Source organism: Planomonospora alba (assembly GCF_039534085.1).
Lineage (GTDB): Bacteria > Actinomycetota > Actinomycetes > Streptosporangiales > Streptosporangiaceae > Planomonospora_B > Planomonospora_B alba.
Genome location: NZ_BAAAUT010000032.1, coordinates 1 through 21268, shown reverse-complemented (window position 1 = coordinate 21268; position 21268 = coordinate 1). Strand labels below are relative to the sequence as shown.

The following is a 21268-nucleotide window of genomic DNA, read 5'->3' as shown; positions in this document are numbered from 1 at the left end:
CGGCGGGACCGCGGAAGCGGGGTCTCAGGCGGCGAACGTGCGGCGGTAGGCCGACGGCGAGGTGCGCATCGCCCGGGTGAAGTGGTGGCGGAACGTCGCCGGGCTGTCGAAGCCGACCGCGGCGGCGATCTCCTCCACCGGGGCGGAGGTGGACTCCAGCAGAGGCAGGCTGGCCGCGATCCGCTGGGAGACCACCCAGCGGATCGGGCTGGTCCCGGTCCGCTCGGCGAAGCGCCTGAGGAAGGTGCGCTCCGACATGTGCGCCGCCTTCGCCAGGGCGGCGACCGTGATCGGCCCGGCGAGGTGCTCCAGGGCCCACGCCATCGCGGCGGCGACCGCGTCGTCGCCCTCCACCGGGGCCACGGCGGCCCGGACGAACTGCGCCTGGCCGCCGTCCCGGTGTGGCGGCACGACCAGCCGGCGGGCGACCGCGTTGGCCACCCCCGGCCCGTGGTCGGAGCGGACGAGGTGGATGAGCAGGTCGAGCCCGGCCGCGCTGCCCGCGCTGGTCAGCACGTCGCCGCCGTCCACGTAGAGCACGTCGGGGTCGACCCGGACGCGGGGGAAGCGCCGCTGCAGCAGCTCGGCGTACTTCCAGTGGGTGGTCGCCTCCCGCCCGTCCAGCAGCCCGGCCGCGGCCAGCGCGAACGCCCCCGAGCAGATCGACACCATCCGGGCGCCCCGCCCGTGCGCCGACCGCAGGGCCGCGACGAGCGCCCGCGGCACCTCGTCCCGCACGTCGGGCACACCCGGCACGATCACCGTGTCGGCTCCGGCCAGCACGTCGAGCCCGTGCTCGGCCCGCAGGCCGAACCCGCCCACCACCCGCAGCTCCACCCCCGGCGTCTCGGCGCAGACGGCCAGCTCGTACCAGGGCACGTCCAGCTCGGGCCGGGGGATGCCGAAGATCTCCACCACGCAGCCCAGCTCGAAGACCGACATCCCGTCGGCGGCGAGGACGGAGACCGTACGGCGGGCGGCCCGCCGCTCCGGTGCGGTGAGGAGGGGCGTCATGGCGGGATCTTAGCGACATGCGGCATTCACGCCGCTGTCGCGCGCGGCCGGGGAGCGGAAGGATCTGTTCCGACCGCCCCGGTCGCGGCCGGCCGCGACCGCGGGCACGCCACCGAGCACGAGCGAAAGGACGCCCGAGATGTCCGCCGTCACCGCGGTCCCCGCCGCAGGCAGCACCGCCGCCGTCGCCCACTTCACCGCCCGCCTGGCGTTCGAGACCGACGTGTCCGACGTCGCGGCCGACCTGGCCGCCGGGGTCCCCGGCATCGTCGTGGTCGACTCCCGCAGCCGGGAGAGCTGGGAGCAGGGGCACATCGCGGGAGCCGTCCACCTGCCCACCGCCGAGATCGCCGCCCGCGCGGCCGAGGTGGTCCCCCCGGGTGCGACCGTGGTGACCTACTGCTGGGGGCCGGGCTGCAACGGCGCCACCCGCGCCGCGCTGGAGTTCGCCCGGCTCGGCCACCCGGTCAAGGAGATGCTGGGCGGCTTCGAGTACTGGGCGCGGGAGGGTTTCCCGGTGGAGACGCCGGCCGGTGTCGCACGCCGTCCGGCCGACCCCCTGACCGCCCCGGTCTCCGGCGCCTCCTGCGCCTGCTGAGCCCCGGGCCGCCGGGAGCGGGGAGGGCGGTGCCTCCGGTGCCTCCGATGGCCCCCGTGGCTCCGGGCGGGCCCCGGTGCCCGGCGAGGCGGGGCGCCGGGCGGGGCACGTGAGAGCGGTCAGGACGGGACGGGGACCTGGACCGGTTCGAGCCCCTCGGGCTCCTTGCCGGGGTAGGCGCCGCCGAGCATGGTCGCCACCGTGTAGAGGTGCCAGGCCGTAGCGGGCTTCTTCACCACGGGGTCGGCGAAGAGCCTGCGCACCTCGTCCGGCTTGACGATGGGGGCCAGCAGGTCGAGGCGGGCCAGGACGTGGTCGCGGAGCACGGCGCTGAGCGCCTCGCCGGGGCTGGTCCGCCAGCTCCAGCCGCCGCCGGTCTTCGGCGCGGTCAGGACCTCGGGCCTGCGCTGCCACGGGTAGTACTTCCGGCCCGCGGCGAAGCGCCACGGCTTGCCCTCGATCGGCACGTGCCTCAGCTGCGGCGCGAACGCCGTGATCAGCTCGTGGATGACCTCCTCCGACAGGCGCCACCCCTGGTCCAGGCCCAGCGCGGCCCGGACCACCCGGTTGTCGAGGAACGGCCGGACCGGGTCGCCCCGGCGCAGCGAGCCCGCCCGGGCGCTGGCCTGCCAGCGCCCGACCTTGTACCAGACGTACATGTGGTCGAGCGCCTCCATGGCGTCCGGCCGGGCCTGCCACGGCTGCGCCAGCGCGCGGGCGTGCTCGTTGGCGGCGTCGGTGAAGAGCGCGGCGTCCTTGGCGAAGAAGGTCGTGTCGATCCGCTTGCGCAGGGCGGCGTCGCTCAGGTCGCTCTGAAGCAGCAGCAGGCTCCCGGCGCGCAGGGTCTCCCCGCTCTGCCCCGACATGGTGGGCTTGGCGCTGTAGGGCAGGTAGGTGACGATCGACTCGTAGGCCGAGGTCATGCCCTCGCAGGTGCGCAGAGTCTCGTAGGCCCGCGCCAGCGGGTGCTCCACCAGGACCGCGTCCTTCTTCTCGGCGCGGGCCGGCGGGATCACGGTGTGCCGGACGCCGAGCGCGCGGGCGATCCGCCCGGCGAGGATCACGTCCGGGTGCGTGTCGAGCCCGTTCGTCGTCGCCCGGAACGGCACCTTCGCGGCGTGCAGCAGGGCGGCCAGCACCCGGGTGTCCCGGCCGCCGGTCAGCGCCAGGTTCACCGGCTCGCCCGCCTCGCGCAGCGGCGCCACGGTCGCCAGCAGCGCGTCGGCCAGCTCCTCGATGAGCGCCCGCTTCCGCCTGCGGGAGGTGGGCGCGGGCGCGGCGGCCGGGAGCGGGTCCGCGGTGACCGTGCGCCGGCCGTCCCGGATGGTGACCGTCGCCGACGGGGGCAGCGCGGAGACCCCGGCGTACGGCGTCTCGTCGGAGACGAAGAAGCCCTGGCGGATCATCGTCTGCAGTGCGGGCACGTCCCAGGTGACCCGGTCGCCGCCGCAGGCGAGGTGGACCAGGAGCGCGCGGCTGCCGACCACGTGCAGCTCGGGGGTCTCGGCGTGGAAGACGGGGCAGACCCGGTTGATCGCGGTGGCGGCGGACAGCTCGCCGGGGGCCGCCCGGAAGACCGAGAAGCACCCGCCCACCCCCTCGGTGCGCAGGCGGGGGGCGTGCGCGAGGCACTCCACGTCACGCGGCTCGGCCAGGTGGCCGTTGACCCCGGTCACCCGGTCGGGCTCGGTGAACAGCAGCGTGGGCTGCCGGGAGTCGTCGGGCTCGTTGGTCCAGGCGAACAGGGAGACGCCGGGCCGGTGCCACTCACGGGCCCTGATGACCTCCGGGGGGACCGGGAAGGCGGCGTCGATCGCGTTCCTGACGGTGTGCAGCACCGCGTCGGGGACGCCCGCCGCGGGGTCCTTGGCCGCGAGTCCGAGATACACGCGCATGGCCCCGGATCATATGCGGTGTTTCCGGGCTTTCTCCGGGACGGGCCGGGGCCGGTGGGGGATCATGGACGCCATGAACGAGATGCTTTCGCGTGCGGCCGACCGCACGATCGGCGTGGTGCGGGGGATCGGGGACGACCGGTTCGGCCTGCCCACCCCCTGCACGGAGTACGACGTGCGGGCCCTGCTCGGCCACCTGTCCTGGGTGGCGGCGATGATGGCGGCGCTGGCCCGCAAGGAGCAGGTGCCGCCGCAGGACACCGAGCCCGCCGCCCTGGAGGGGCGGGTCCGCGACATGGTCGCCGCCTGGGCGGACCCGGCGGCGTTCGAGGGGGAGAGCCCGATGATGGGGCTGCCCATGACGGTGGTGTTCCAGATGGGCCTGGGCGACCTGGTCTTCCACGGCTGGGACCTGGCCCGCGCCACCGGGCAGGACTACGAGGTGGACACCGAGACCGCTGAGGCGACGCTCGCCTACATCGAGCAGATGGCGCCGATGGCGCGGCAGAACGGGGTCATCGGCGAGGAGGTCGCCGTGCCTGCCGACGCTCCGCCGTTCGAGCGGGCGCTCGGGCTCAGCGGGCGCGACCCCGCCTGGAAGCCCTGATCACACACCGGACACGGTTCGCGCTCGCTTGGGTCAAGCCACCGGCGCGGGCCGGCGGGGGGTCGTCGTAGGGGGTGACGCGCATCCCCCAGGAGGCGACATGAAGATGCGTCCACTCGCCCTCGCCCTCGCCGTACTCGCCCTGCTGCTCGCCGCCGCCTGCGGCGGCTCCTCGGAACAGAGCACCAGCCTGCCCATCGACGACCTCGGCCGGGCCGCCCCCTCCCCGGCGTCGCCCGGGGAGGGCGACGCGGAGGCCGAGCCCGCGCCGGCCGGCGCCCCCGAGCGGCGGGACACCGACCCCGGGCGGCTGTCCACCTTCGCCCTCGACGTGGACACCGCCTCGTACGGCTACGCCAAGCAGGCCCTCACCGAGGGCCGCCTGCCCGATCCCTCCCAGGTCAGGCCGGAGGAGTTCGTCAACTCCTTCCGGCAGGACTACGCCGAGCCCTCCGGCGACGGCTTCGCCGTGCACCTGGACGGGGCGCGCCTGCCGGGCGGCGGCACCGCGCTGGTCCGGGTCGGCCTGCAGACCCGCGGGGCCGACCCGGAGACGCGGCGCCCGGCGAACCTGACCTTCGTGGTGGACGTGTCCGGCTCGATGGGCGAGCCCGGCCGGCTCGACCTGGTCAAGGAGGCGCTGCACAAGCTCGTCGACCAGCTGGGACCGGGGGACCGGGTCGCGATCACGGCCTTCAGCAGCGAGGCCGAGACGCTCGTCCCCATGACCCCGGTGACCGACCGGGCCGCACTGCACGCCGCCGTCGACCGGCTGGCCGTACAGGAGTCGACGAACCTGGAGGCGGGGCTGGTCGCCGGGTACGGCGAGGCCGCCCGGTCGTTCCGGCCGATGGCCACCAACCGGGTCATCCTGCTCTCGGACGGCCTGGCCAACACCGGCGACACGACCTGGCAGGGCATCCTGGACCGGGTGAAGGAGTCCGCCGGACGGCGGATCACCCTGCTCTGCGTCGGCGTCGGCCGCGAGTACGGCGACGCGCTGATGGAGCAGCTCGCCGACAACGGCGACGGCGCCGCCGTCTACGTCGGCTCGGCCGGCGACGCGCACCGGGTCTTCGCCGAAAGGCTCGCCACGACCCTCGACCTGCGGGCCCGCGACGCCAAGGCCCAGGTCGCCTTCAATCCCGCGGTCGTGGAGTCCTACCGGCTCATCGGGTACGAGAACCGCGCGCTGGCGGCGGAGGACTTCCGCGACGACGCCAAGGACGGCGGCGAGATCGGACCGGGCCACTCGGTGACCGCCCTGTACCGGGTGACGCTGCGCGGCGGCGCCTCCGGGCAGCTCGCCGCGGCGACCGTGCGCTGGCAGGACCCGGACACCCGCGGGCCCGCCGAGACAAGCCGCTCGCTGGAGACCGGGGACCTGGCCGGCTCCCCGTGGGAGGGGCCGTCGCCCCGGTTCCAGGTGTCCGTGGTCGCGGCCTCGTTCGCCGAGTACCTGCGCAGCCGCGAGGAGACGGCCGGGATCGGGCTCCGGGAGCTCGGCGACCGCGCGGACCGCCTGGCGGAGACCACGGAGGACCCGATGGTCGGGGAGCTGGCCGGTCTGATCGACCGGGCCGCCGGGCTCGCCTGACCCCGCCCGCCGGGCTCCCCGGCCTCCTCGCGCGCCGACCTCCCCGGCGGGCTCGGCGGCGGGCCGGGCGGTGGATCCGGCGGCGCGGCCTCCGGGCCGGCACGGTCCCCCGGGTGCGGCGCACGCCCCGTCTCCGGGGACCGCACCCGCGCGGACGACGATTACGGAGTGCCGCGCGATGTCCTATACACTGGCGGGGTGCCGCCGGGGTGAACGCCCCGGACGCGCACTCCGCGGGGCTATGGCGCAGTTGGTAGCGCGCTTCCATGGCATGGAAGAGGTCTGGGGTTCGAATCCCCATAGCTCCACGCGGGGCCGTTCCCGAAACGGCCCGAAGAGGATTGACGAGATCCCGCCCGATCACTTCGACCGGGCGGGATCTCTTCGTTTCCCGGGCCGGTGCGGTCGTGGTCCCCGGGCCGGACTCCGGCGAGGGGGGTTCCACGATGTGGCCGACGCCCTGCCGCGCCGGGGCATGGCCGTGTTCGCCGTGGACGGGCCGGGACAGGGCGTGCTCGCGGCCATCACCACGGTCCACGCCGACTACCACCGGGTGGTCGGCCGGGCCGCGCCCGCCCGGAGGTCCTGCCGCTCAGGAGGGCGGGGACGCGCCGCCCGGGGTGTGGTGGTCGACCAGGCGGATGAGCAACCGTACGAGCTGGTCGCGTTCGGCCGGGGTCAGCGGTGCGAGCAGCTCGTCGTGGAGATCGTCCAGGACCTTGTCGAGCCGGCGCAGCTGCCGACGCGAGCTGACCGCCGCGGGACTGCTGTGCGACGACGGGGACGGCGGCGTCGTCGAGGTGAGCGAGGCGGGGCGGACCCGGTGGACGGAGGTCCGCAACGCCCTCGGTCCGATCACCCAGAGACTCTGGGCGACCTGCCCGCCGAGGACCTGGCCGTCGCCGGCCGCGTCCTGGGAACCGTCCTGGACAGGGCCGACGCCGCGCTGGCCGAAGCCTGAACCCTCGTCCCGGGCGGGGAGCCGCCTCGTGCCCGCGACCGACGTGCCCGACTCGGCGGTGGCGCGGTCGAGCACCGGCGCGCGGCGGTCATCGGCGCCGCCGGCGCGGCCGCCGTCCCGTCGTGCGGCTGGACCCTCCCACCGTGGGAGACCTCATGCTGTTCCCAGCGGTCGATCATGGAGACGCCGGGGGCGGGGACGGGGTGACCGTTCGCCGCACCGGCGTGGAGAGGGCGACGCATGACCATCGTGGAGGGCATCGAGGCCCGCGGCACGCACCACTGCGAGACGACGGCGCTGGGGGTGCTGCTGCGGCACGAGGGACTCGACCTGTCCGAGCCCATGCTGTTCGGGCTGGGATCGGGCCTGTCCTTCGTCTACTGGGACGGCAAGGGCATGGCGTTCCCCTTCCTGGGAGGCCGCGTCAAGCCTTTCGAGCTCACCAGGAACCTGGCCGCCAGGCTGGGGCTGACGTTGACGGTCGCGGAGACCGCCTCGGCGCGCAAGGCGTGGGAGAACGTGGCCGCCCCCATCGACGCCGGCCGGCCGGTCGGCCTCCAGCTCGACTGCTACCACCTGGACTATTTCACCTCCAAGGTGCACTTCGGCGGTCATATCGTCGCCATGTACGGCTACGACGAGCACGACGCCCACCTGGTGGACACCGGTCCGCAGGGAGGGGCGGTGCGCACCAGCCGGGCCGGCCTCGCCAGGGCGCGGGCCGAACGCGGCCCGATGACCGCCAGGAACCGGTCCTTCACCATCGCCCTGCCGGCTCACCCGGTCCGCTGGCAGGAGCGGATCGTCCCCGCCGTCAGGGACTGCGCCGAGGCCTTCCTGTCCCCTCCCATCGCGAACCTGGGCCACCGCGGCATCGAGAAAGCGGGCAGGCAGGTGCCCGGATGGCTGCTGCGCGCGGGCGAGCCGCAGCGGGACCTGCCGCAGGCCGCCCTCCTCATGGAGCGGGGAGGCACCGGCGGCGCCCTGTTCCGCGCCCTCTACCGCGACTTCCTCGAAGAGTGCACCCGGCTGGTCGACGACGGCCGCCTGCGCACCGGTCACCGGCTGTACGCCGAGGCCGCCGTCCTGTGGACGGACGTGGCCGCCCTGATCGCGGAAGCCGGGGAGAGCGGCGACGCGGGGCACCTGGAGCGGGCCGGGGCCGTCCTCCGCGATCTCGCGCGCATCGAGAGGGAGGCCATGCGGGTGCTGAGCCGATTGTAGCGCAGGAGAGGAGCCGGCCGTACGGGGACGGTCCGGGTCGCGGCGGCCCGCCGCGCGTCGTTCCGGGGTGCCCGGCGCCGGCGGCCGGCGGCGACCGCCCGGCCCGTGTCCCGCGGCCGCCGGATCCGGCCGGCGGGGGAGGTCACCCGGTGAGGGGGTGCTCCAGCCAGACGTTCGGCTCCACGTAGACGCCGAGATCCTGCTCGGGCGAGACCAGGACGGGGGCGATGCCTCCCTCGACGAGGTTGGCCCCGGGGGCGAGCGGTGCGCCGGTCCACCGGCGCCACTGCTCCAGCGTCCCCGTGATGGTCATGGCGAACGGGGCGATCTTCACGAATCGCGCGCCCAGCCGTTCGTGGGTGCGCAACCACGGGTCCTCGGGGAGCCCGTCGGCGCGACGCCGTGCGACGTACTCCTCCATCGTCAGCGTGGGATGACGCACCTTGCCCGTCGGGCGTACGGGGACCACCAGCCTGCTCAGCCCCCGGTCGCGGGCGCGGGCCCGCAGCCCTTCCAGCGCCTGAGAGGCGATGCCCCGGCCGCGCAGGTGCCCGGCGACCTGGACGTCCAGCGCGACCAGTGCGGTCGGCGGCCGGCCGTCGAGGGCGTCCTCCGCCGCCCAGAGGATGGCACCGTCCCATCCGTGGTCGGGCAGCTCCGTCCGCTCGGGCGTCGGGAAGGCCACCGGTACGCCGACCGCCCGGGCCACGGGGACGTCGCCGTCGAGCACCACCAGGAAGTAGTCCGGCCACCGCTCGGCCAGCCGCCTCGCCCTGGTCAGGGTGGCGACGGGGTCGTGCTGCATGAACTCGGCGCCGATGTCACCGAGTTCCAGAGCGGGCCCGAGGAGGTCCGGCCGTGTGGCGAGACTTTCGACGGGCATCCGGGCCACCTCCGCAAGGTCGTCGGAACATGATCACCGCTGTTGCGGAAACGATCTTACGGGAATCCGGTCCGCGCGGGCGGCCGCTGCCCGCCGTTGCTCCCGGCCCGCTGACGGGCAGGGAGCGACGGCGGGGGCGGATCGGCGAGGCGCGGTCACTCGGGGAAGGTGGCGTCTCTCGGGCCTCCGTAGACGGGGTTCCTGTCGTGGCGCTCCTCCGAGACGAGCAGGCGGATCACGCCCTCGTCGTTCTCCTCCGCCTCCCAGACGGTCCAGTGGTCGCCGACGGGCTCGTCCTGGACGCGCTGCACGCCGTACCCTCCGGGGTTGCCCGGTGGGACGGAGATGACCGCGAAGAGGACCTTCCTGCCGCGCCTCCGCAGCTCCGGCAGGACCTCGCCGACGGTCTTCTCGTCCACGCGGAACCCCTCGAGCGAGCCGCCCTCGAAGGTCGCCACCTGGAACTCCGGCTTCAGCACCTTCGGCTCGGGAGCGGGAACGGGCTCGCAGGGGGCCACCGGGCCCTCCATGAGGTAGGTGGTGGTGCTGCCGCCCTCCCCGCTCGGATGGGCGCTGACGGTCCAGACGAAGGTCTGGCCCGGCCGGAACAACCTGGTGTCGATCCGCATCCTCCAGCCCCACTCCTCCCCGGGGATGCCCTCCGGGACGCTGTACAGGCCCTTGGGGATGTCCAGCACGTGCCTGCCCCGCGGTTCGCGGCACATCTTCCCGTAGGGGACGCGGTCGACGATCGCGGGGACGCCGAGCTCCCTCAGCCTCCTCTCCAGCCCCGCGGCGTCGCTGAAGTCACGGACGTAGATGGTCACCGCCCCGTCGGGGGACCGGGTGACGGCGTAGGAGCTCGGCAGGCCGGGGCCGCTCTCCAGCAGGCTCGGGCCCACCACGGCGCCCGCGGCGAGCACGACCGCGGCCGCCAGCCCCAGGAGGGGCCGCCGGTAGGCGCGTGTGCGGGTTCCCGCCGGCGCGGCCGGCGGCTCCTCCGACGTGACGGCGGCCAGCAGCGCCCGGGCCCCCGCGCCGGCCGGGTCGCCTCCCCGGCTTCCGGGGGCGACCCTGGCCAGCGACCCCATCGCGGCGATCTCGTCGATGTCCTTCACAGCGACCTCCCCGCCGGGACGAACCGGCTCGTCGACGTGTGGTGGACGCCCGCCTCGGCGAGCGCCCGGGAAAAGCGCCTGCGGGCGCGGTGGAGCCTGATGCGCACGGCGTTGCGCGACACTCCGAGCACCGCCGCGATCTCGTGGCGGTCCAGCCCCTCCCAGGCGAGCAGCGACAGCAGCTCGCGGTCGTCGTCGGACAGGGCCCGGAACGCCTGGCCGATCGCCGCCAGCTCGGCCCCGCCGTCCGGGGAGCCCCCGTACAGGTCCGTCATCTCGGCGTCGAGCTCGACCGTCCGCGCCCGCCGGCGGTTGTCGCTGCGGTGGTGGTTGGCCAGCACCTTGCGTGCCACGCCGTACAACCACGGCAGGGCCTGCGCCCCCTCCGGCAGCTCGTCGACCCGGCGCCAGGCGACCGTGAAGGTCTCCGCCACCACGTCGGCCGCGTCCTGCGGCGAGTCGCAGCGGCGCGCGGCGTACGCGGTGATCCGGCCATAGGCGTGTTCGTAGACGGCCTCGAATCTGGCCAGCCGCTCGTCATCCACGGGCGGTTCCCATCACAGATCTCCTCGTCGGCGTACTTGAGTGGACGATTCCGTCTATGTGCGCCGACGGCCCATCATTTCCGGCCGTCAGGAGATCGTTCCGCGCACCGCCGAATGCGGCGGACGGGCGGGGCGGGACTAGGACCCCCGCAGAGCGGTGTCGAGGAGCGAGTCCAGCGCCTGCCGGGAGGCCTGCAGCCGGGTGATCGCCTCGCTGATGCGGGCGCGCTCCCGCCGCAGGCCGTCGATCATGGCCGGGCAGCCCGACGGCACCGCCTCTCCGTCCTCCTCGTGGACGCAGTGCAGGAGCCGGGCGATGACCGCGGTGGGAAGTCCCGCGGCGAGCAGGGCGCGGATGCGGTTCACCGCCTCGACGTCCGCCTCGGTGTACTCCCGGTACCCGTTGCCCAGCCGTACCGGCCTGAGCAGGCCCTGCTCCTCGTAGTAGCGCAGCAACCGTCTGCTCACCCCGGTCTCCCGGGCCAGGTCGCCGATGCGCATGCGGCTCCTTCCGGCTTGACCTTCACATGGATGTGACGCCTTAGCTTCCCCAGTGTCACCGATCAAGGGAAGCGAAGGAGACAGCGATGCCCGGAGCAGTGGTCATCGGGGTGGGACCGGGGATCGGGCGGGCGGTGGCCCGCCGGTTCGCCCGGGAGGGGTTGCCGATCGGCCTGATCGCACGGAGCGACCGGTCGCTGCGGCTCACGGCGGAGGCCCTCGCCCCCAGCGGCGTCCCGGTGGTCACCGCGGCGGCCGACAGCACCGACGAGCAGGCGCTGCGCGCGGCTCTCGACACGATCGCCCGCGGACTCGGCGAGCCGGACGTCGTCGTCTACAACGCGGCGGTCATCCAGGCCGACGCCCTGGGGGAGCTGCCGGCACGCGGTCACCTGGACGCCTGGGCGGTCAACGTGGTCGGCGCTCTCACCGCCGCCGCGCACGTCGTCCCCGGGATGGCGGCCCGTGGCGGCGGGACGTTCCTCATCACCGGAGGCATGCCCGAGCCGAAGCCCGGCTACCTGAGCCTCTCGCTGGGCAAGGCCGGGGTCCGCACCCTGGTCGCGCTCCTCGACGAGCAGTACGGGCCCTTCGGGGTGCACGTGGCGAGCGTCACCGTGGCCGGTCCGGTCGCCCCCGGAACGGACTTCGACCCCGACGACATCGCCGAGCACTACTGGCGGCTGTACTCGCAGCAGCGGCCCGGGTGGGAGCGGGAGGTCGTCCACGCGGGAGCCGCGGGCCCGGGCTGAGCGGCGCCGCCGTCCCGGACCGCGCCACCGCTCCGGCGCGGTCCCGGGCGGATCCGGCCGCCAGGAGGAGCGCCGCGCACCCGGTTTCTGTCGGATCGGTCCGCTACGTTCCCGGTTCATGATCGAACGTTCACCCGACGGCGGAGCCGTGTGGGAACAACACAGCAGGGTGCGGGTGGTGCCGCCCGTCCAGCCCCGCAAGCTGGCGAAGGTCCCCTTCGTCGAGTTGGCGGACGGCAGGCTGCAGGGCGTGGTGTCGAGCGGCTCGGACATCGGCCGGGTCTACGTCTCCTCGATCGCCTCCGGCACGCACGCCTACAACTGCAGCACCAACAACAACCGCCCGTGCGGCGGCCTGTACGGCAGCCCCTGCAAGCACCTGCGCGCCCTGGCCGCCGAGGCCGTCCTGCAGTACGGCCTCGACCGGGTGGCCCGCTACCTGCGGGCCGACGTCCCCGAGGGCGCCGACCTGGTCGACTGCCTGGACGGGTCCCACGAGCCGGCCCCCGCCGCCATGGTGTTCAGCCGCTTCCTGCGCCACCTGGCCTACCTGGAGGTCCCCGACACCACCGTGCCGATCCCCGAGCTGCACTGGTTCCCGGCCGCGGGGGTGAGGCGCTGATGCTCGCCGCACAGCTGGCCGCGCTGCCGGACGGAGACCCGGAGGGCGTGCAGGAGGCGCTCGCCCTGGTGAACGGCCTCGACGACGCCCTGGTGCACGGCCTCGCCCGGCTCTCCGCGGAGCGCGCCGAGGCGCCGGCCGCCCTGGCCGCGGCCCTCGCGGGCACCCCCCTCGGCGAGCGGCTGGCGGAGTCCTCCGAGAAGGTCGCCTCCGGTTCCGTCGCCGACGAGCACCTGACGGCCCTGGCCGGCGGCCGGGCCGCGCTGCTCGGCGCCGTGCACGACGCCCTGCTCGCGGACCTGGACGCCGCGCTGGGACGGGAGCGCGCCCCCTGGCAGGCCGCGCCGGAGCCCGAGGCGGACGGGGCCGCCCACCTGCTCGGCGGCGCCCGGTCCTGGCTGCGCGAGCTGGCCATCACCGGTTGGCGCGGCGTCGACCACGACCTCGTCACCGCCGCGGACCAGATCACCGAGGCGCTGCTGGCCGTACCGGGGCGGCGCAGGCTCGCGGTGCTGCTGGACGGCCTGGCGGCCGAACTGCGCGCCTGCTGCCCGGCCGGTACGGCCGAGCGCCTGCCGGTGCGACGCTGGGCCGATCTGTGGACGCGGGCCCTGCTGCTGGCGCAGGACGGCGCCCCGCCCGGCGCCGGCGAGCCGGTCGGCACGGTGTCGGGGCGGCTGCTGATCCTCGGCGCCGACGTGCACGAGCACGCCACCGCCGTCCAGGTGCAGGTCCACGCCGTCCTGGAGCCCGCCGACGGCGGCCGGGCCCGGCTGGTGCGGGCCTCCGCCGCCGCCGCCAAGGTGGACACCATCACCGGTCCCGCGCTGTGGAAGCTGCTGCACCGCCACCGCGTGCTGCTGGGCGCGCTGACGGACCGCCGTGCGGTGGACGTCACGGACCTGCCCCTGCTCGGCGGCGGCGACCTGGTCTGGCACGACGACCGGGCCGTGCTGGGCAAGCCCGCCGACCCGTTCACCACGGCCCGGCTGCTGCTCGACGGCGCGCTCGCCCCCGCGGAGCCGCCCCTGGACCGCCACCCGGTGCGCATCGCCGAGCCCGTGCTGGTGGAGGGCTACACCGTCACCGCGGACGGCTCGTTCGACCTGGACGGCACCGTGCTGGCCGTGGACACCGAGCGGCTGCCCTCCTGCGGCCCCCTCACCCCGGAGCTGGTGGCGGGCTCGACGGCGTGCGTCGGACTGGTCCGCTGGGACGGCGGCCGCTGGCTGCTGCAACCGCTCGCCGTGCAGGCGAAGGTCAAGAGGCAGACGACCGCGATCACCACCGGTGACTGGGCGTTGGGCCCCACCGACCCCAAGGTGGTCAAGGCCGAGGCCAGGGCGGGGGACGCCGTGGCCGTGCTGCGCGAGCGGGCCGGGCGGTTGCTGCGACGATGAGCGACGACATCCTCACGGGCGCCGCCGGCGCTCCCGCAGACGTCCCCGCGGGCGCCCCCGCCGGGAACGGCGCCGCTCCGGAGCGCACGGACGGCGCGGCGGCCGCGGCGCGCAACCGGCGCCAGGTGCTCTACTGGCGGCTGCTCGCCCGCCTCTTCGACCACGACGAGCAGCCCGCGCTGGAGACCGCGGCCATGGCGGTCGTCGGCGACCTCGGCCTGCCCGGGGCGCTGCTCGACCCCTCGGTCTCGGTCGACACGCTGGTGCAGCGCTTCCCCGAGCTCGCCGCCGACTTCGCGAACCTGCTCGCACCCGCCGGGCGGGACGGGCGGCCCGCGGAGCACCTGCCGGATGACGAGGTGCGCAGCGCCGCCCTGGTCTCGAAGCTGCTGCTCAACGTCTTCGCCACCGGGACGGGGGACGTCACCGCCGCGCGGCTCGCGGCCTGGCAGCAGGACGCCGGCTGGTTCAGGCGGGCCCTGTGCGCCGGCGGCGGGGCGGGCACCGGCCCCGGTGAGGGGGCGGGCGGCGCCTCCGGCCCGGAGGACGGCCCCGGCGCGGACGGCCCGGGAGCGGGCACGGCGGCGGGCGGTTCCGGCACGGGCACGGCGGCGGGCGGCGGACCCCGGGCGGGGTACGGCCCCGGCCCGGGCGTGGGCGCCGACCTCGACGGCCAGCTGGCCGCGGTGCTGGCCGGCCTGGAGGCCGACCTGGTCAGCCGGATGCGGCTGCGCGAGGTCCTGGCGGATCCCGCGCTGGCGCGGCGGCTCACGCCCAGCATGTCGCTCGTCGAGCAGCTGCTGCGCGACAAGGCGAACCTGTCGGGGACGGCGCTGGCCAACGCCAAGGCGCTGATCCGCAGGTTCGTCGACGAGGTCGCCGAGGTGCTGCGCACCCAGGTCGCCAAGGCCTCCGCGGGCGTCATCGACCGGTCGGTCCCGCCCAAGCGGGTCTTCCGCAACCTCGACGTCGAGCGGACCATCTGGAAGAACCTCGTCAACTACAACCCCGAGGACCAGCGGCTCTACGTCGACCGGCTCTACTACCGGCGCACCGCCAGGCGGATCACGCCGGCCCGGCTGATCGTGGTCGTCGACCAGTCCGGCTCCATGGTCGACGCCATGGTGAACTGCACCATCCTGGCGTCGATCTTCGCCGGGCTGCCCAAGGTCGACGTGCACCTGGTCGCCTACGACACCCGCGCCCTCGACCTCACCCCGTGGGTGCACGACCCGTTCGAGGTGCTGCTCCGCACGCGGCTGGGCGGAGGCACCGACGGCACGGCCGCCCTGGCCCTCACCCGGCCCAAGATCGCCGACCCGCGCAACACCGTGGTCGTGTGGATCTCGGACTTCTACGAGTGGGACTGCGACGCCGTCTACGCCGGACTGGAGTCCCTGCACCGCTCCGGCGTCCGGGTCATCCCCGTGGGCTCGGTCAGCGGCGGCGGCCAGGAGAGCGTCAACCCGTGGTTCCGGCAGAAGCTCAAGGACCTCGGCACACCGGTCCTGTCCGGCCACATCCGCAAGCTCGTCACCGAACTGAAGAACTTCCTCGCCTAGGAGTGATCCCCCTTGACCGCCAATGAGATGCTGCGCGCCCCCGCCGAGGTGAAGTACGCCGAGGAGCTCGACTGGCTGGAGTCGGTCGACGACGGTCCCAAGCCGTTCTCCTGGCGGCTCAGCCCCCGGATGGTCCGGCTGTTCATCCTCGGATCCGAGCGCTCCGACGGCCTGGACCGCGAGATCCCGCAGAAGTGGTTCGGCGACCGGAGCTTCGTCGAGCGCAGCATCGTGACGCTCGCCTCCGACCGCGGCCTGCTGCTGATCGGCGACCCCGGGACCGGCAAGAGCTGGCTGGCGGAGCTGCTGGCGGCCGCCGTCTGCCGCAACTCCACCCTGGTCGTGCAGGGTACGGCCGGCACGACCGAGGACCACATCAAGTACTCGTGGAACGTCTCCATGGTGATCGCCAAGGGGCAGTCCCGCGAGTCGATGATCCCCTCGCCGATCATGACGGCGATGGAGCGGGGCATGATCGGCCGATTCGAGGAGCTGACCCGCTCGACCAGCGACGTGCAGGACGCCCTGATCTCGATCCTGTCCGAGAAGTACGTCTCCATCCCCGAGCTCGACACCGACAACACCGTCTTCGCCAAGCCCGGCTTCTCGATCATCGCCACGGCCAACAGCCGCGACCGCGGCGTGAACGACCTGTCCTCGGCGCTGAAGCGGCGCTTCAACTTCGTCCGCATCCCGGTGGTGACCAGCAGGACCGCCGAGGCGGAGATCGTCCGCTTCCGCACCACGGAGCTGCTGCGCCGGCACCGCATCGAGCTGGACGTGCCGCCCACGCTCCTGGACATCCTGCTGCAGAGCTTCGCCGACCTGCGGGCCGCGACGGCCTCGGCGGCGAGCGAGGACGAGAAGCTGGAGTCGGCGCTGTCGACGGCCGAGCAGATCGGCGTCCTGGAGGACGCCATCCTGCACAGCCACTTCTTCGGCGACCGCACGCTGCGCGCCGAGACGCTCGCCGGCGCGCTGGTCGGCTCGCTGGCCCGGCGCGCCCCCGAGGACCTGGCCATCCTCAACAAGTACTGGCACGGCGTCGTCGAGCCGCGCAGCAAGCAGGACGGCGGCGAGTGGACGGGCTTCCTCGAGGGCGGCCGCCAGGCGATCTCCACGCTGTCATGAGCACCTTCGACGCACTGAGAGAGCAGCTCCTCTCCGCCGCCGAGGCCTTCTCCGGCGGCGGGGAGGCCCTGTCCGGCATCCTGTCCGGCATGGTCGACGACGTCGACCGGATGCTCCGCGAGGAGCTGGAGATCTTCCCGGTCTGCCACCACTCGCCGGCCTCCGCACTCGCCATGACCCGGCGGCTGCGCGCCAAACGGCCCAAGGTCGTCTACCTGGAGCTCTGCGAGGACCTGCGGCCGCTCCTGGACGAGCTGCGCAACTGCCGCCTGCCGGTGGCGCTGCAGGCCTACGCCACCGACCTCGACGGCTTCCCGCCCGGCTCCGGCCCGCTCAGCGTCGTGGCGCCCGTCACCGAGGCGTCGGCGGAGTACCAGGCCATCGCCTACGCGCTCGACACCCCCGGCGTGGAGCTGGTCCTGGTCGACCGCTCGGTGGACCACGTCTTCCAGTGGCTGCCCCGGGAGGCGGACGGCACGCCCGTCCCCGCCCCGCCCGCCGGGACCGCCGGCGACGACGGCGGGCACGGGGAGGAGGCGGCCCTGCACGGCGGAGCGGTGGGCGTAGAGATCGGCGACCTGCGGCCCGGCTTCGCCGAGCTGGAGGAGCACCTGCTCCACCACGGCAAGGTCCGGCACTGGTCCGAGTGGTGGGACCAGTACGTCGAGCAGCCGCTGACCGGCGCCGACCACGACACCTACCGGCAGGCCATGGCGCTGATCGGCAGCCTGTTCCGGCGGCTGCGCCCCTCCGACACGGGCCGCCTGGCCCGCGACGAGGAGCGCGAGCGCTACATGTGGACCCGGATCCGCGAGCACCTCGCCGCCTCGGGCGCCGACCCCGCCGAGTGCGTGTACGTGTGCGGCGCCTTCCACGCCGTCAGCAGGGTCGCCGAGTCCGGCCTGGCGTCCGGCGCGCCGCCCTACACGATCACCCCCCGGACGGCCACCCGCTGGCTGTACGGGCTCATCCCCTCCAGCCACTCGGCCATCGAGGCCCAGTTCGGCCTGGCCCAGGGGTCGGTGTCGATCGCCGCGGCGACCTGGGCCAAGGCGGTCGCCCGCGACGGGCTCACGCCGTACCGGCTGGCCGGGGGGCAGGGCGGCGGGAGCCGGTCGAAGGCGGCCAAGGGCGCGAAGGCCGCCGGGGGCGCCGCCGCGCCGCCCGCCCCGCCGGGCCCGGCCGCCGACCGGCTGACGGGGTTCCTGGCCGCCGCGCCCGCGCCGGACGGCCTCGACGAGGACGAGCTGCGCGGGTGGTGCGTCGACATCGTGCGGCTGGCCCGCCGCAACGGCTACCTCGCCAGCACGGCCGACGCCATCGCGGTGTTCGAGACGTCGATCCTGCTGGCCGGTCTGCGCGGCCGGGCCAGGCCGACGCCGTACGACTTCGCCGACGCCGCGGTCACCTGCATCGAGAAGGACGTCGTCCCGGGCCGCCGGGACGTCCGCCGCCTCTGCGAGATCCTGCTGGGCGGCGACCGGATCGGCCAGGTCGGCTACCACTCGCTGCCCCCGCTGGCCCGTGACGTCCACGACCGGCTGGAACCGCTCGGAGTGGACCTGACCAGGCGGACCCAGCAGCGGGTCCTGCTCGACCTGCGCTCGGACCCGGAGCTGGAGCCCTGCTCGGACCTGCTGTGGCGGCTGCGCTACCTGCTGCCCGACGACGCGGTCCGGCCCGTCATGGGCGCGCGCCGGCTCGGCGAGCGGCCGATCCAGGAGAGCTGGGACCTGGCGATCGGCCGCCACCAGCGCTCGATCATCGAGCTGGGCTACGAGGGCGTCACCGTCGAGCAGGTGCTGGAGCAGCGGCTCCGCCGGAAGGTGTGGGAGCCGCGGGCCACCGCGGGGACCGCGCTGGAGGCGGTGGAGGACGCCCTCCTCTACCTCGGCGGCCGCCGCCTCGCCGACGAGCTCGGCGCCCGCGCGGTGGAGCTGCTGGCCGCCGAGCGCACCGTCGACGACGCGCCCGAGGTGCTGCGCCGGATCCGGCGGCTGCTGGCGCACCACAGGGCCATCGGACCGGAGCTGCCGGCCTGGTGCGAGGCGTTCGTCACCACCGGGTACGCGCACTACTGCACGCTGCTGCCGACCGCCTTCACCGACGACGGCACCGGCGTCCGCCAGGTCGGCGCCATGCTCGGCTTCCTGTTCTCCATGGAGGGCCTGGCGCTCGCGCTGGGCTGCGACCGGGCCCAGCTGGAGCTGGCCGTACGGCAGTCGCACCCGCAGGCGCCGGAGAAGACGGCCCTGCTGTGGGCGGCGCAGACGCAGCTGGGCCTGCTGCCGCGCGAGGAGCTGCGCGCCCGCTGCGACGGGCTGCTGGACAACCCGCTCGTCGTGCCGTCCTTCCCGCTCTACCTGAGCGGGTTCGTCCAGGCGCTGGAGTCCGTCCCGGCGCTGGCGCCGTTCGTGGTCGAGGTGCTGTCGAAGGCATTCGCTCGGTTGCCCGACTCCGTCCTGCTGCCGTGGCTGCCGACGCTGATCACGACGCTGCGCCGGCACGCGGCGGAGCTGGTGCCCGTGCTCGTGCGGGAGGCGGGGCGGACCTTCCCCGGCGGCCTGGCCGAGCTGGACGGGTGGACTCCGCCGTGGGAGCGGCCGGCCGTTCCGGCCCGGGCGTCCCGGGCGGCGCCCGCGCCGGGCGGGCCGGTCGCCCGGCTGCTGGCCCGGCACCCGCAGGCGTGCGATGCCGTGGCGGGACTGCTCGGCTGCGCGGGGGAGTGGCGCGCGGACGGGGAGCCGGCCCCGCGGGACGCGCGGGTGCGGGAGCTGATCGCCCGCCACCCGGAGGCGGCCGGCGCGGTCGCGGCGCTGCTCGGCGGCTGAGCCCCGGCCCGGGGGAGCGGCGGTGACCACGGCCCGGACGCGGCCCGGACGCGGCCCGGACGCGGCGCGGTCACACGTCGGCCGCGGCCGGGCCCGGGCCGGCGCGCGGTGGGAGCCGCGCGTCCGGTCCGGGCCCGGGTGCGGGGGTCAGACCCGGCCGGTCCGGGCGTCCCGGGCGGTCTCGCCGCTCTCGCCCGGCCCGGTGGGTCCGGTGGACTCGGGGGGCTCGGTGGGCTCGGTGGGCTCGGTGGGCTCGGTGGCCGCCCCGTCCAGGACCTTGGGCACCCCGCGCAGGGCGAACAGCGCGGCCACCGCGAGGACGGCGAGGATGCCCGCCCCGGTGAGCACGGTCGCCTGCAGCCCGTCCACGAACGCCCGGCGGGCCGAGGCGGCGACGGTCCCGGCGAGCTCCTCCGGCAGCGCGGCGGCGGCGGCGAGCGCGCCGCCGAGGGTGTCGCGGACCTGCTCGGCGGCCGCGGCGGGCAGCCCGGCCGGCAGGTCGAGCGCGGTCCGGTAGGCGGTGTTCAGCACGGTGCCCAGGACGGCGATGCCCAGGGCGCCGCCCATCTCGCCCGCCGTCTCGGAGATCGCCGCGGCGGCTCCGGCGCGCTCCCTGGGCGCGGTGGCGATGATGGTGTCGTTGACGACGGCGAAGGTGAGCCCGATGCCCGCGCTCGTGACGATCATGGCCGCGAGCAGGTACGGGTAGGCCAGTTCGAGGCCCATCCGGCTGTAGAGCGCGAAGCCCGCCGCGGCCAGGCCCAGGCCCGCCGCCACGGTCCCGTTGCGGCCCAGCCGGGCCACCAGCGCCCCCGCGGCGGACCCGCCGATGGCCGCGCCCAGGCCGCCCGGCAGCCCCGCCAGGCCCGCGACCAGCGGTGACCAGCCCAGGACGAGCTGGAAGTACTGCGCGAAGACCAGCGACATGGTGATCATCGCGAACATCGCGATGAGCGCGGAGCCGACCGAGGCGGAGAACGCCCGGTTCCGGAAGAGCCGCACGTCGATGAGGGGCTCGGCCAGCCGCGTCTGCCGGTGGACGAACACGGCCAGCGCGGCGACGCCGACCACCGCGGCGGCGATCACCGGGACCCGGCCGGCGCCGCCGTGGGCGGCCTCCTTCATCGCGTAGATGATCCCGATCACACCGGCGACGGAGAGCGGCACGCTGGGCAGGTCGAGCCGGCCGGGGGCGGGGTTGCGCGACTCGGGCAGCACGGCCAGGCCCACCCCGATGATCACCGCGACCACCGGGACGTTGATCAGGAAGACCGAGCCCCAGAAGAACTCGTTCAGCAGCGCGCCGCCGACCAGCGGGCCCAGGGCGAAGCCCGCCGCGCCGATGCTGCTCCAGACGCCCACCGCGGTGGTCCGCTCCACCGGGTCGGTGAAGACGTTGCGGATGAGCGAGAGCGTCGACGGCATGATGGTGGCGCCCGCCACGCCGAGCAGCGCCCGGGCGGCGATGAGCAGCTCGGCGCTGGGCGCGTAGGCGGTCAGCAGGGAGGCGGCGCCGAACGCGGCCGAGCCGATCAGCAGCAGCCGCCTGCGCCCGATCCGGTCGCCCACGTTGCCCATGGTCACCAGCAGGCCGGCCAGTGCGAAGCCGTAGACGTCGGCGATCCAGAGCTGCTGCGGCGCCGACGGGTCCAGGTCCTCGACCAGCTTGGGCACGGCCAGGTGCAGCACGGTCAGGTCCACGGAGAGCATCAGCATGGCCAGGCACGCGATGACCAGCGTGCCCCACTTGCGGGAGTCGTTCCTCATGCCCGTCAGCGTCGCGGCCGGCGCTGACGGGCCGCCTACCGCGGGCTGACGGCCGCCTAACGGCCGCTGACGGGCCCGGTGCGCGGGTGACCGCCGGTCCTCCCGCGCACCGGTCACCTGCCGAGCGCCGACAGGTGCTCGGCGATGACGGTCAGCGATCTCGTGGCGGGCGCGGGCGCCGTCCTGCGGCGCACGGCCTCGGCCCCCCGCGCGTGGGCGGCGTCGTAGGCGGCGGCGCCGATCCGGGCGCGGCAGCGGGC

At 75.1% G+C, this 21268-nt stretch carries 18 protein-coding genes and 1 tRNA gene; 11 read left to right on the top strand and 8 right to left on the bottom strand.

Annotated elements, in window-relative coordinates; genetic code table 11:
• Positions 1–24: 24 nt before the first annotated feature.
• On the bottom strand, positions 25–1014 hold the full coding sequence (gene ftrA / locus ABD823_RS20010; RefSeq protein ID WP_344861777.1) for a transcriptional regulator FtrA: 990 nt from the start codon (positions 1012–1014) through the stop codon (positions 25–27).
• Positions 1015–1153: 139 nt separating this feature from the next.
• Between ftrA and ABD823_RS20005 the strand changes: the two genes are divergently transcribed.
• Positions 1154–1612 carry a rhodanese-like domain-containing protein gene (locus ABD823_RS20005; RefSeq protein WP_344861776.1) on the top strand — a complete coding sequence of 153 codons (459 nt, stop codon included), beginning with the start codon at positions 1154–1156 and terminating at the stop codon, positions 1610–1612.
• A 119-nt stretch (positions 1613–1731) separates the two neighbouring features.
• On the opposite strand, the gene ABD823_RS20000 is transcribed toward ABD823_RS20005, so the two are convergent.
• Entirely contained in the window at positions 1732–3507 is a 1776-nt protein-coding gene (locus tag ABD823_RS20000) for an asparagine synthase-related protein (protein ID WP_344861774.1), read from the bottom strand.
• Between the two features lie 73 nt (positions 3508–3580).
• Here ABD823_RS20000 and ABD823_RS19995 point away from each other — a divergent pair, with 73 nt between their 5' ends.
• From ABD823_RS19995 to ABD823_RS19985, 3 genes are all read left to right on the top strand, one after another.
• Positions 3581–4114, top strand: coding sequence for a TIGR03086 family metal-binding protein (locus tag ABD823_RS19995; protein WP_344861772.1), 534 nt, complete (start codon positions 3581–3583; stop codon positions 4112–4114).
• A 100-nt stretch (positions 4115–4214) separates the two neighbouring features.
• A complete protein-coding gene (locus tag ABD823_RS19990) occupies positions 4215–5711 on the top strand; it encodes a vWA domain-containing protein (RefSeq protein WP_344861770.1) in 1497 nt (498 codons plus the stop codon).
• A gap of 235 nt (positions 5712–5946) precedes the next feature.
• Positions 5947–6019 (top strand) — tRNA-Ala (locus ABD823_RS19985).
• Positions 6020–6303: 284 nt separating this feature from the next.
• Here the strand turns inward: ABD823_RS19985 and ABD823_RS19980 are convergent.
• Entirely contained in the window at positions 6304–6747 is a 444-nt protein-coding gene (locus tag ABD823_RS19980; RefSeq protein WP_344861768.1) for a hypothetical protein, read from the bottom strand.
• 165 nt (positions 6748–6912) lie between these two features.
• Here ABD823_RS19980 and ABD823_RS19975 point away from each other — a divergent pair, with 165 nt between their 5' ends.
• Positions 6913–7896 carry a BtrH N-terminal domain-containing protein gene (locus ABD823_RS19975; protein ID WP_344861766.1) on the top strand — a complete coding sequence of 328 codons (984 nt, stop codon included), beginning with the start codon at positions 6913–6915 and terminating at the stop codon, positions 7894–7896.
• A 142-nt stretch (positions 7897–8038) separates the two neighbouring features.
• Here ABD823_RS19975 and ABD823_RS19970 read toward each other — a convergent pair whose 3' ends face one another.
• The 4 genes from ABD823_RS19970 to ABD823_RS19955 all read right to left on the bottom strand — a co-directional run bounded on the left by ABD823_RS19970 (position 8039) and on the right by ABD823_RS19955 (position 10943).
• Entirely contained in the window at positions 8039–8779 is a 741-nt protein-coding gene (locus ABD823_RS19970; RefSeq protein ID WP_344861764.1) for a Long-chain-fatty-acid--CoA ligase, read from the bottom strand.
• Positions 8780–8934: 155 nt separating this feature from the next.
• Complete coding sequence (locus ABD823_RS19965; protein WP_344861762.1) at positions 8935–9897, bottom strand: hypothetical protein; 963 nt, start codon at positions 9895–9897, stop codon at positions 8935–8937.
• Complete coding sequence (locus ABD823_RS19960) at positions 9894–10442, bottom strand: RNA polymerase sigma factor (protein WP_344861760.1); 549 nt, start codon at positions 10440–10442, stop codon at positions 9894–9896. Before ABD823_RS19960 ends, ABD823_RS19965 begins: the two co-directional genes overlap by 4 nt.
• A 138-nt stretch (positions 10443–10580) precedes the next feature.
• Positions 10581–10943 carry a MerR family transcriptional regulator gene (locus tag ABD823_RS19955; protein ID WP_344861758.1) on the bottom strand — a complete coding sequence of 121 codons (363 nt, stop codon included), beginning with the start codon at positions 10941–10943 and terminating at the stop codon, positions 10581–10583.
• An 86-nt stretch (positions 10944–11029) separates the two neighbouring features.
• Here ABD823_RS19955 and ABD823_RS19950 point away from each other — a divergent pair, with 86 nt between their 5' ends.
• From ABD823_RS19950 to ABD823_RS19925, 6 genes are all read left to right on the top strand, one after another.
• Positions 11030–11695, top strand: a complete 666-nt coding sequence (locus tag ABD823_RS19950) for an SDR family NAD(P)-dependent oxidoreductase (RefSeq protein ID WP_344861756.1) — start codon at positions 11030–11032, stop codon at positions 11693–11695.
• Between the two features lie 118 nt (positions 11696–11813).
• Positions 11814–12317, top strand: coding sequence for a hypothetical protein (locus tag ABD823_RS19945; protein WP_344861754.1), 504 nt, complete (start codon positions 11814–11816; stop codon positions 12315–12317).
• Positions 12317–13717, top strand: coding sequence for a hypothetical protein (locus ABD823_RS19940; protein WP_344861752.1), 1401 nt, complete (start codon positions 12317–12319; stop codon positions 13715–13717). Before ABD823_RS19945 ends, ABD823_RS19940 begins: the two co-directional genes overlap by 1 nt.
• Positions 13714–15279, top strand: coding sequence for a vWA domain-containing protein (locus ABD823_RS19935; protein ID WP_344861750.1), 1566 nt, complete (start codon positions 13714–13716; stop codon positions 15277–15279). The genes ABD823_RS19940 and ABD823_RS19935 overlap by 4 nt, the downstream gene beginning before the upstream one ends.
• A gap of 27 nt (positions 15280–15306) precedes the next feature.
• The gene (locus tag ABD823_RS19930; RefSeq protein WP_344861903.1) at positions 15307–16410 is read left to right on the top strand and encodes an ATP-binding protein; all 1104 of its coding nucleotides are present in this window, start codon (positions 15307–15309) and stop codon (positions 16408–16410) included.
• Complete coding sequence (locus ABD823_RS19925; RefSeq protein ID WP_344861748.1) at positions 16407–19241, top strand: DUF5682 family protein; 2835 nt, start codon at positions 16407–16409, stop codon at positions 19239–19241. Before ABD823_RS19930 ends, ABD823_RS19925 begins: the two co-directional genes overlap by 4 nt.
• Positions 19242–19388: 147 nt before the next feature.
• On the opposite strand, the gene ABD823_RS19920 is transcribed toward ABD823_RS19925, so the two are convergent.
• Entirely contained in the window at positions 19389–21008 is a 1620-nt protein-coding gene (locus ABD823_RS19920) for an MFS transporter (protein ID WP_344861746.1), read from the bottom strand.
• Between the last annotated feature and the right edge of the window lie 260 nt (positions 21009–21268).

Coding starts and splice junctions, on each gene's coding strand:
- ftrA (WP_344861777.1), bottom strand. CDS start 1,014: ATGACGCCCCTCCTCACCGCACCGGAGCGGCGGGCCGCCCGCCGTACG.
- ABD823_RS20005 (WP_344861776.1), top strand. CDS start 1,154: ATGTCCGCCGTCACCGCGGTCCCCGCCGCAGGCAGCACCGCCGCCGTC.
- ABD823_RS20000 (WP_344861774.1), bottom strand. CDS start 3,507: ATGCGCGTGTATCTCGGACTCGCGGCCAAGGACCCCGCGGCGGGCGTC.
- ABD823_RS19995 (WP_344861772.1), top strand. CDS start 3,581: ATGAACGAGATGCTTTCGCGTGCGGCCGACCGCACGATCGGCGTGGTG.
- ABD823_RS19990 (WP_344861770.1), top strand. CDS start 4,215: ATGAAGATGCGTCCACTCGCCCTCGCCCTCGCCGTACTCGCCCTGCTG.
- ABD823_RS19975 (WP_344861766.1), top strand. CDS start 6,913: ATGACCATCGTGGAGGGCATCGAGGCCCGCGGCACGCACCACTGCGAG.
- ABD823_RS19970 (WP_344861764.1), bottom strand. CDS start 8,779: ATGCCCGTCGAAAGTCTCGCCACACGGCCGGACCTCCTCGGGCCCGCT.
- ABD823_RS19955 (WP_344861758.1), bottom strand. CDS start 10,943: ATGCGCATCGGCGACCTGGCCCGGGAGACCGGGGTGAGCAGACGGTTG.
- ABD823_RS19950 (WP_344861756.1), top strand. CDS start 11,030: ATGCCCGGAGCAGTGGTCATCGGGGTGGGACCGGGGATCGGGCGGGCG.
- ABD823_RS19945 (WP_344861754.1), top strand. CDS start 11,814: ATGATCGAACGTTCACCCGACGGCGGAGCCGTGTGGGAACAACACAGC.
- ABD823_RS19940 (WP_344861752.1), top strand. CDS start 12,317: ATGCTCGCCGCACAGCTGGCCGCGCTGCCGGACGGAGACCCGGAGGGC.
- ABD823_RS19935 (WP_344861750.1), top strand. CDS start 13,714: ATGAGCGACGACATCCTCACGGGCGCCGCCGGCGCTCCCGCAGACGTC.
- ABD823_RS19930 (WP_344861903.1), top strand. CDS start 15,307: ATGCTGCGCGCCCCCGCCGAGGTGAAGTACGCCGAGGAGCTCGACTGG.
- ABD823_RS19925 (WP_344861748.1), top strand. CDS start 16,407: ATGAGCACCTTCGACGCACTGAGAGAGCAGCTCCTCTCCGCCGCCGAG.
- ABD823_RS19920 (WP_344861746.1), bottom strand. CDS start 21,008: ATGAGGAACGACTCCCGCAAGTGGGGCACGCTGGTCATCGCGTGCCTG.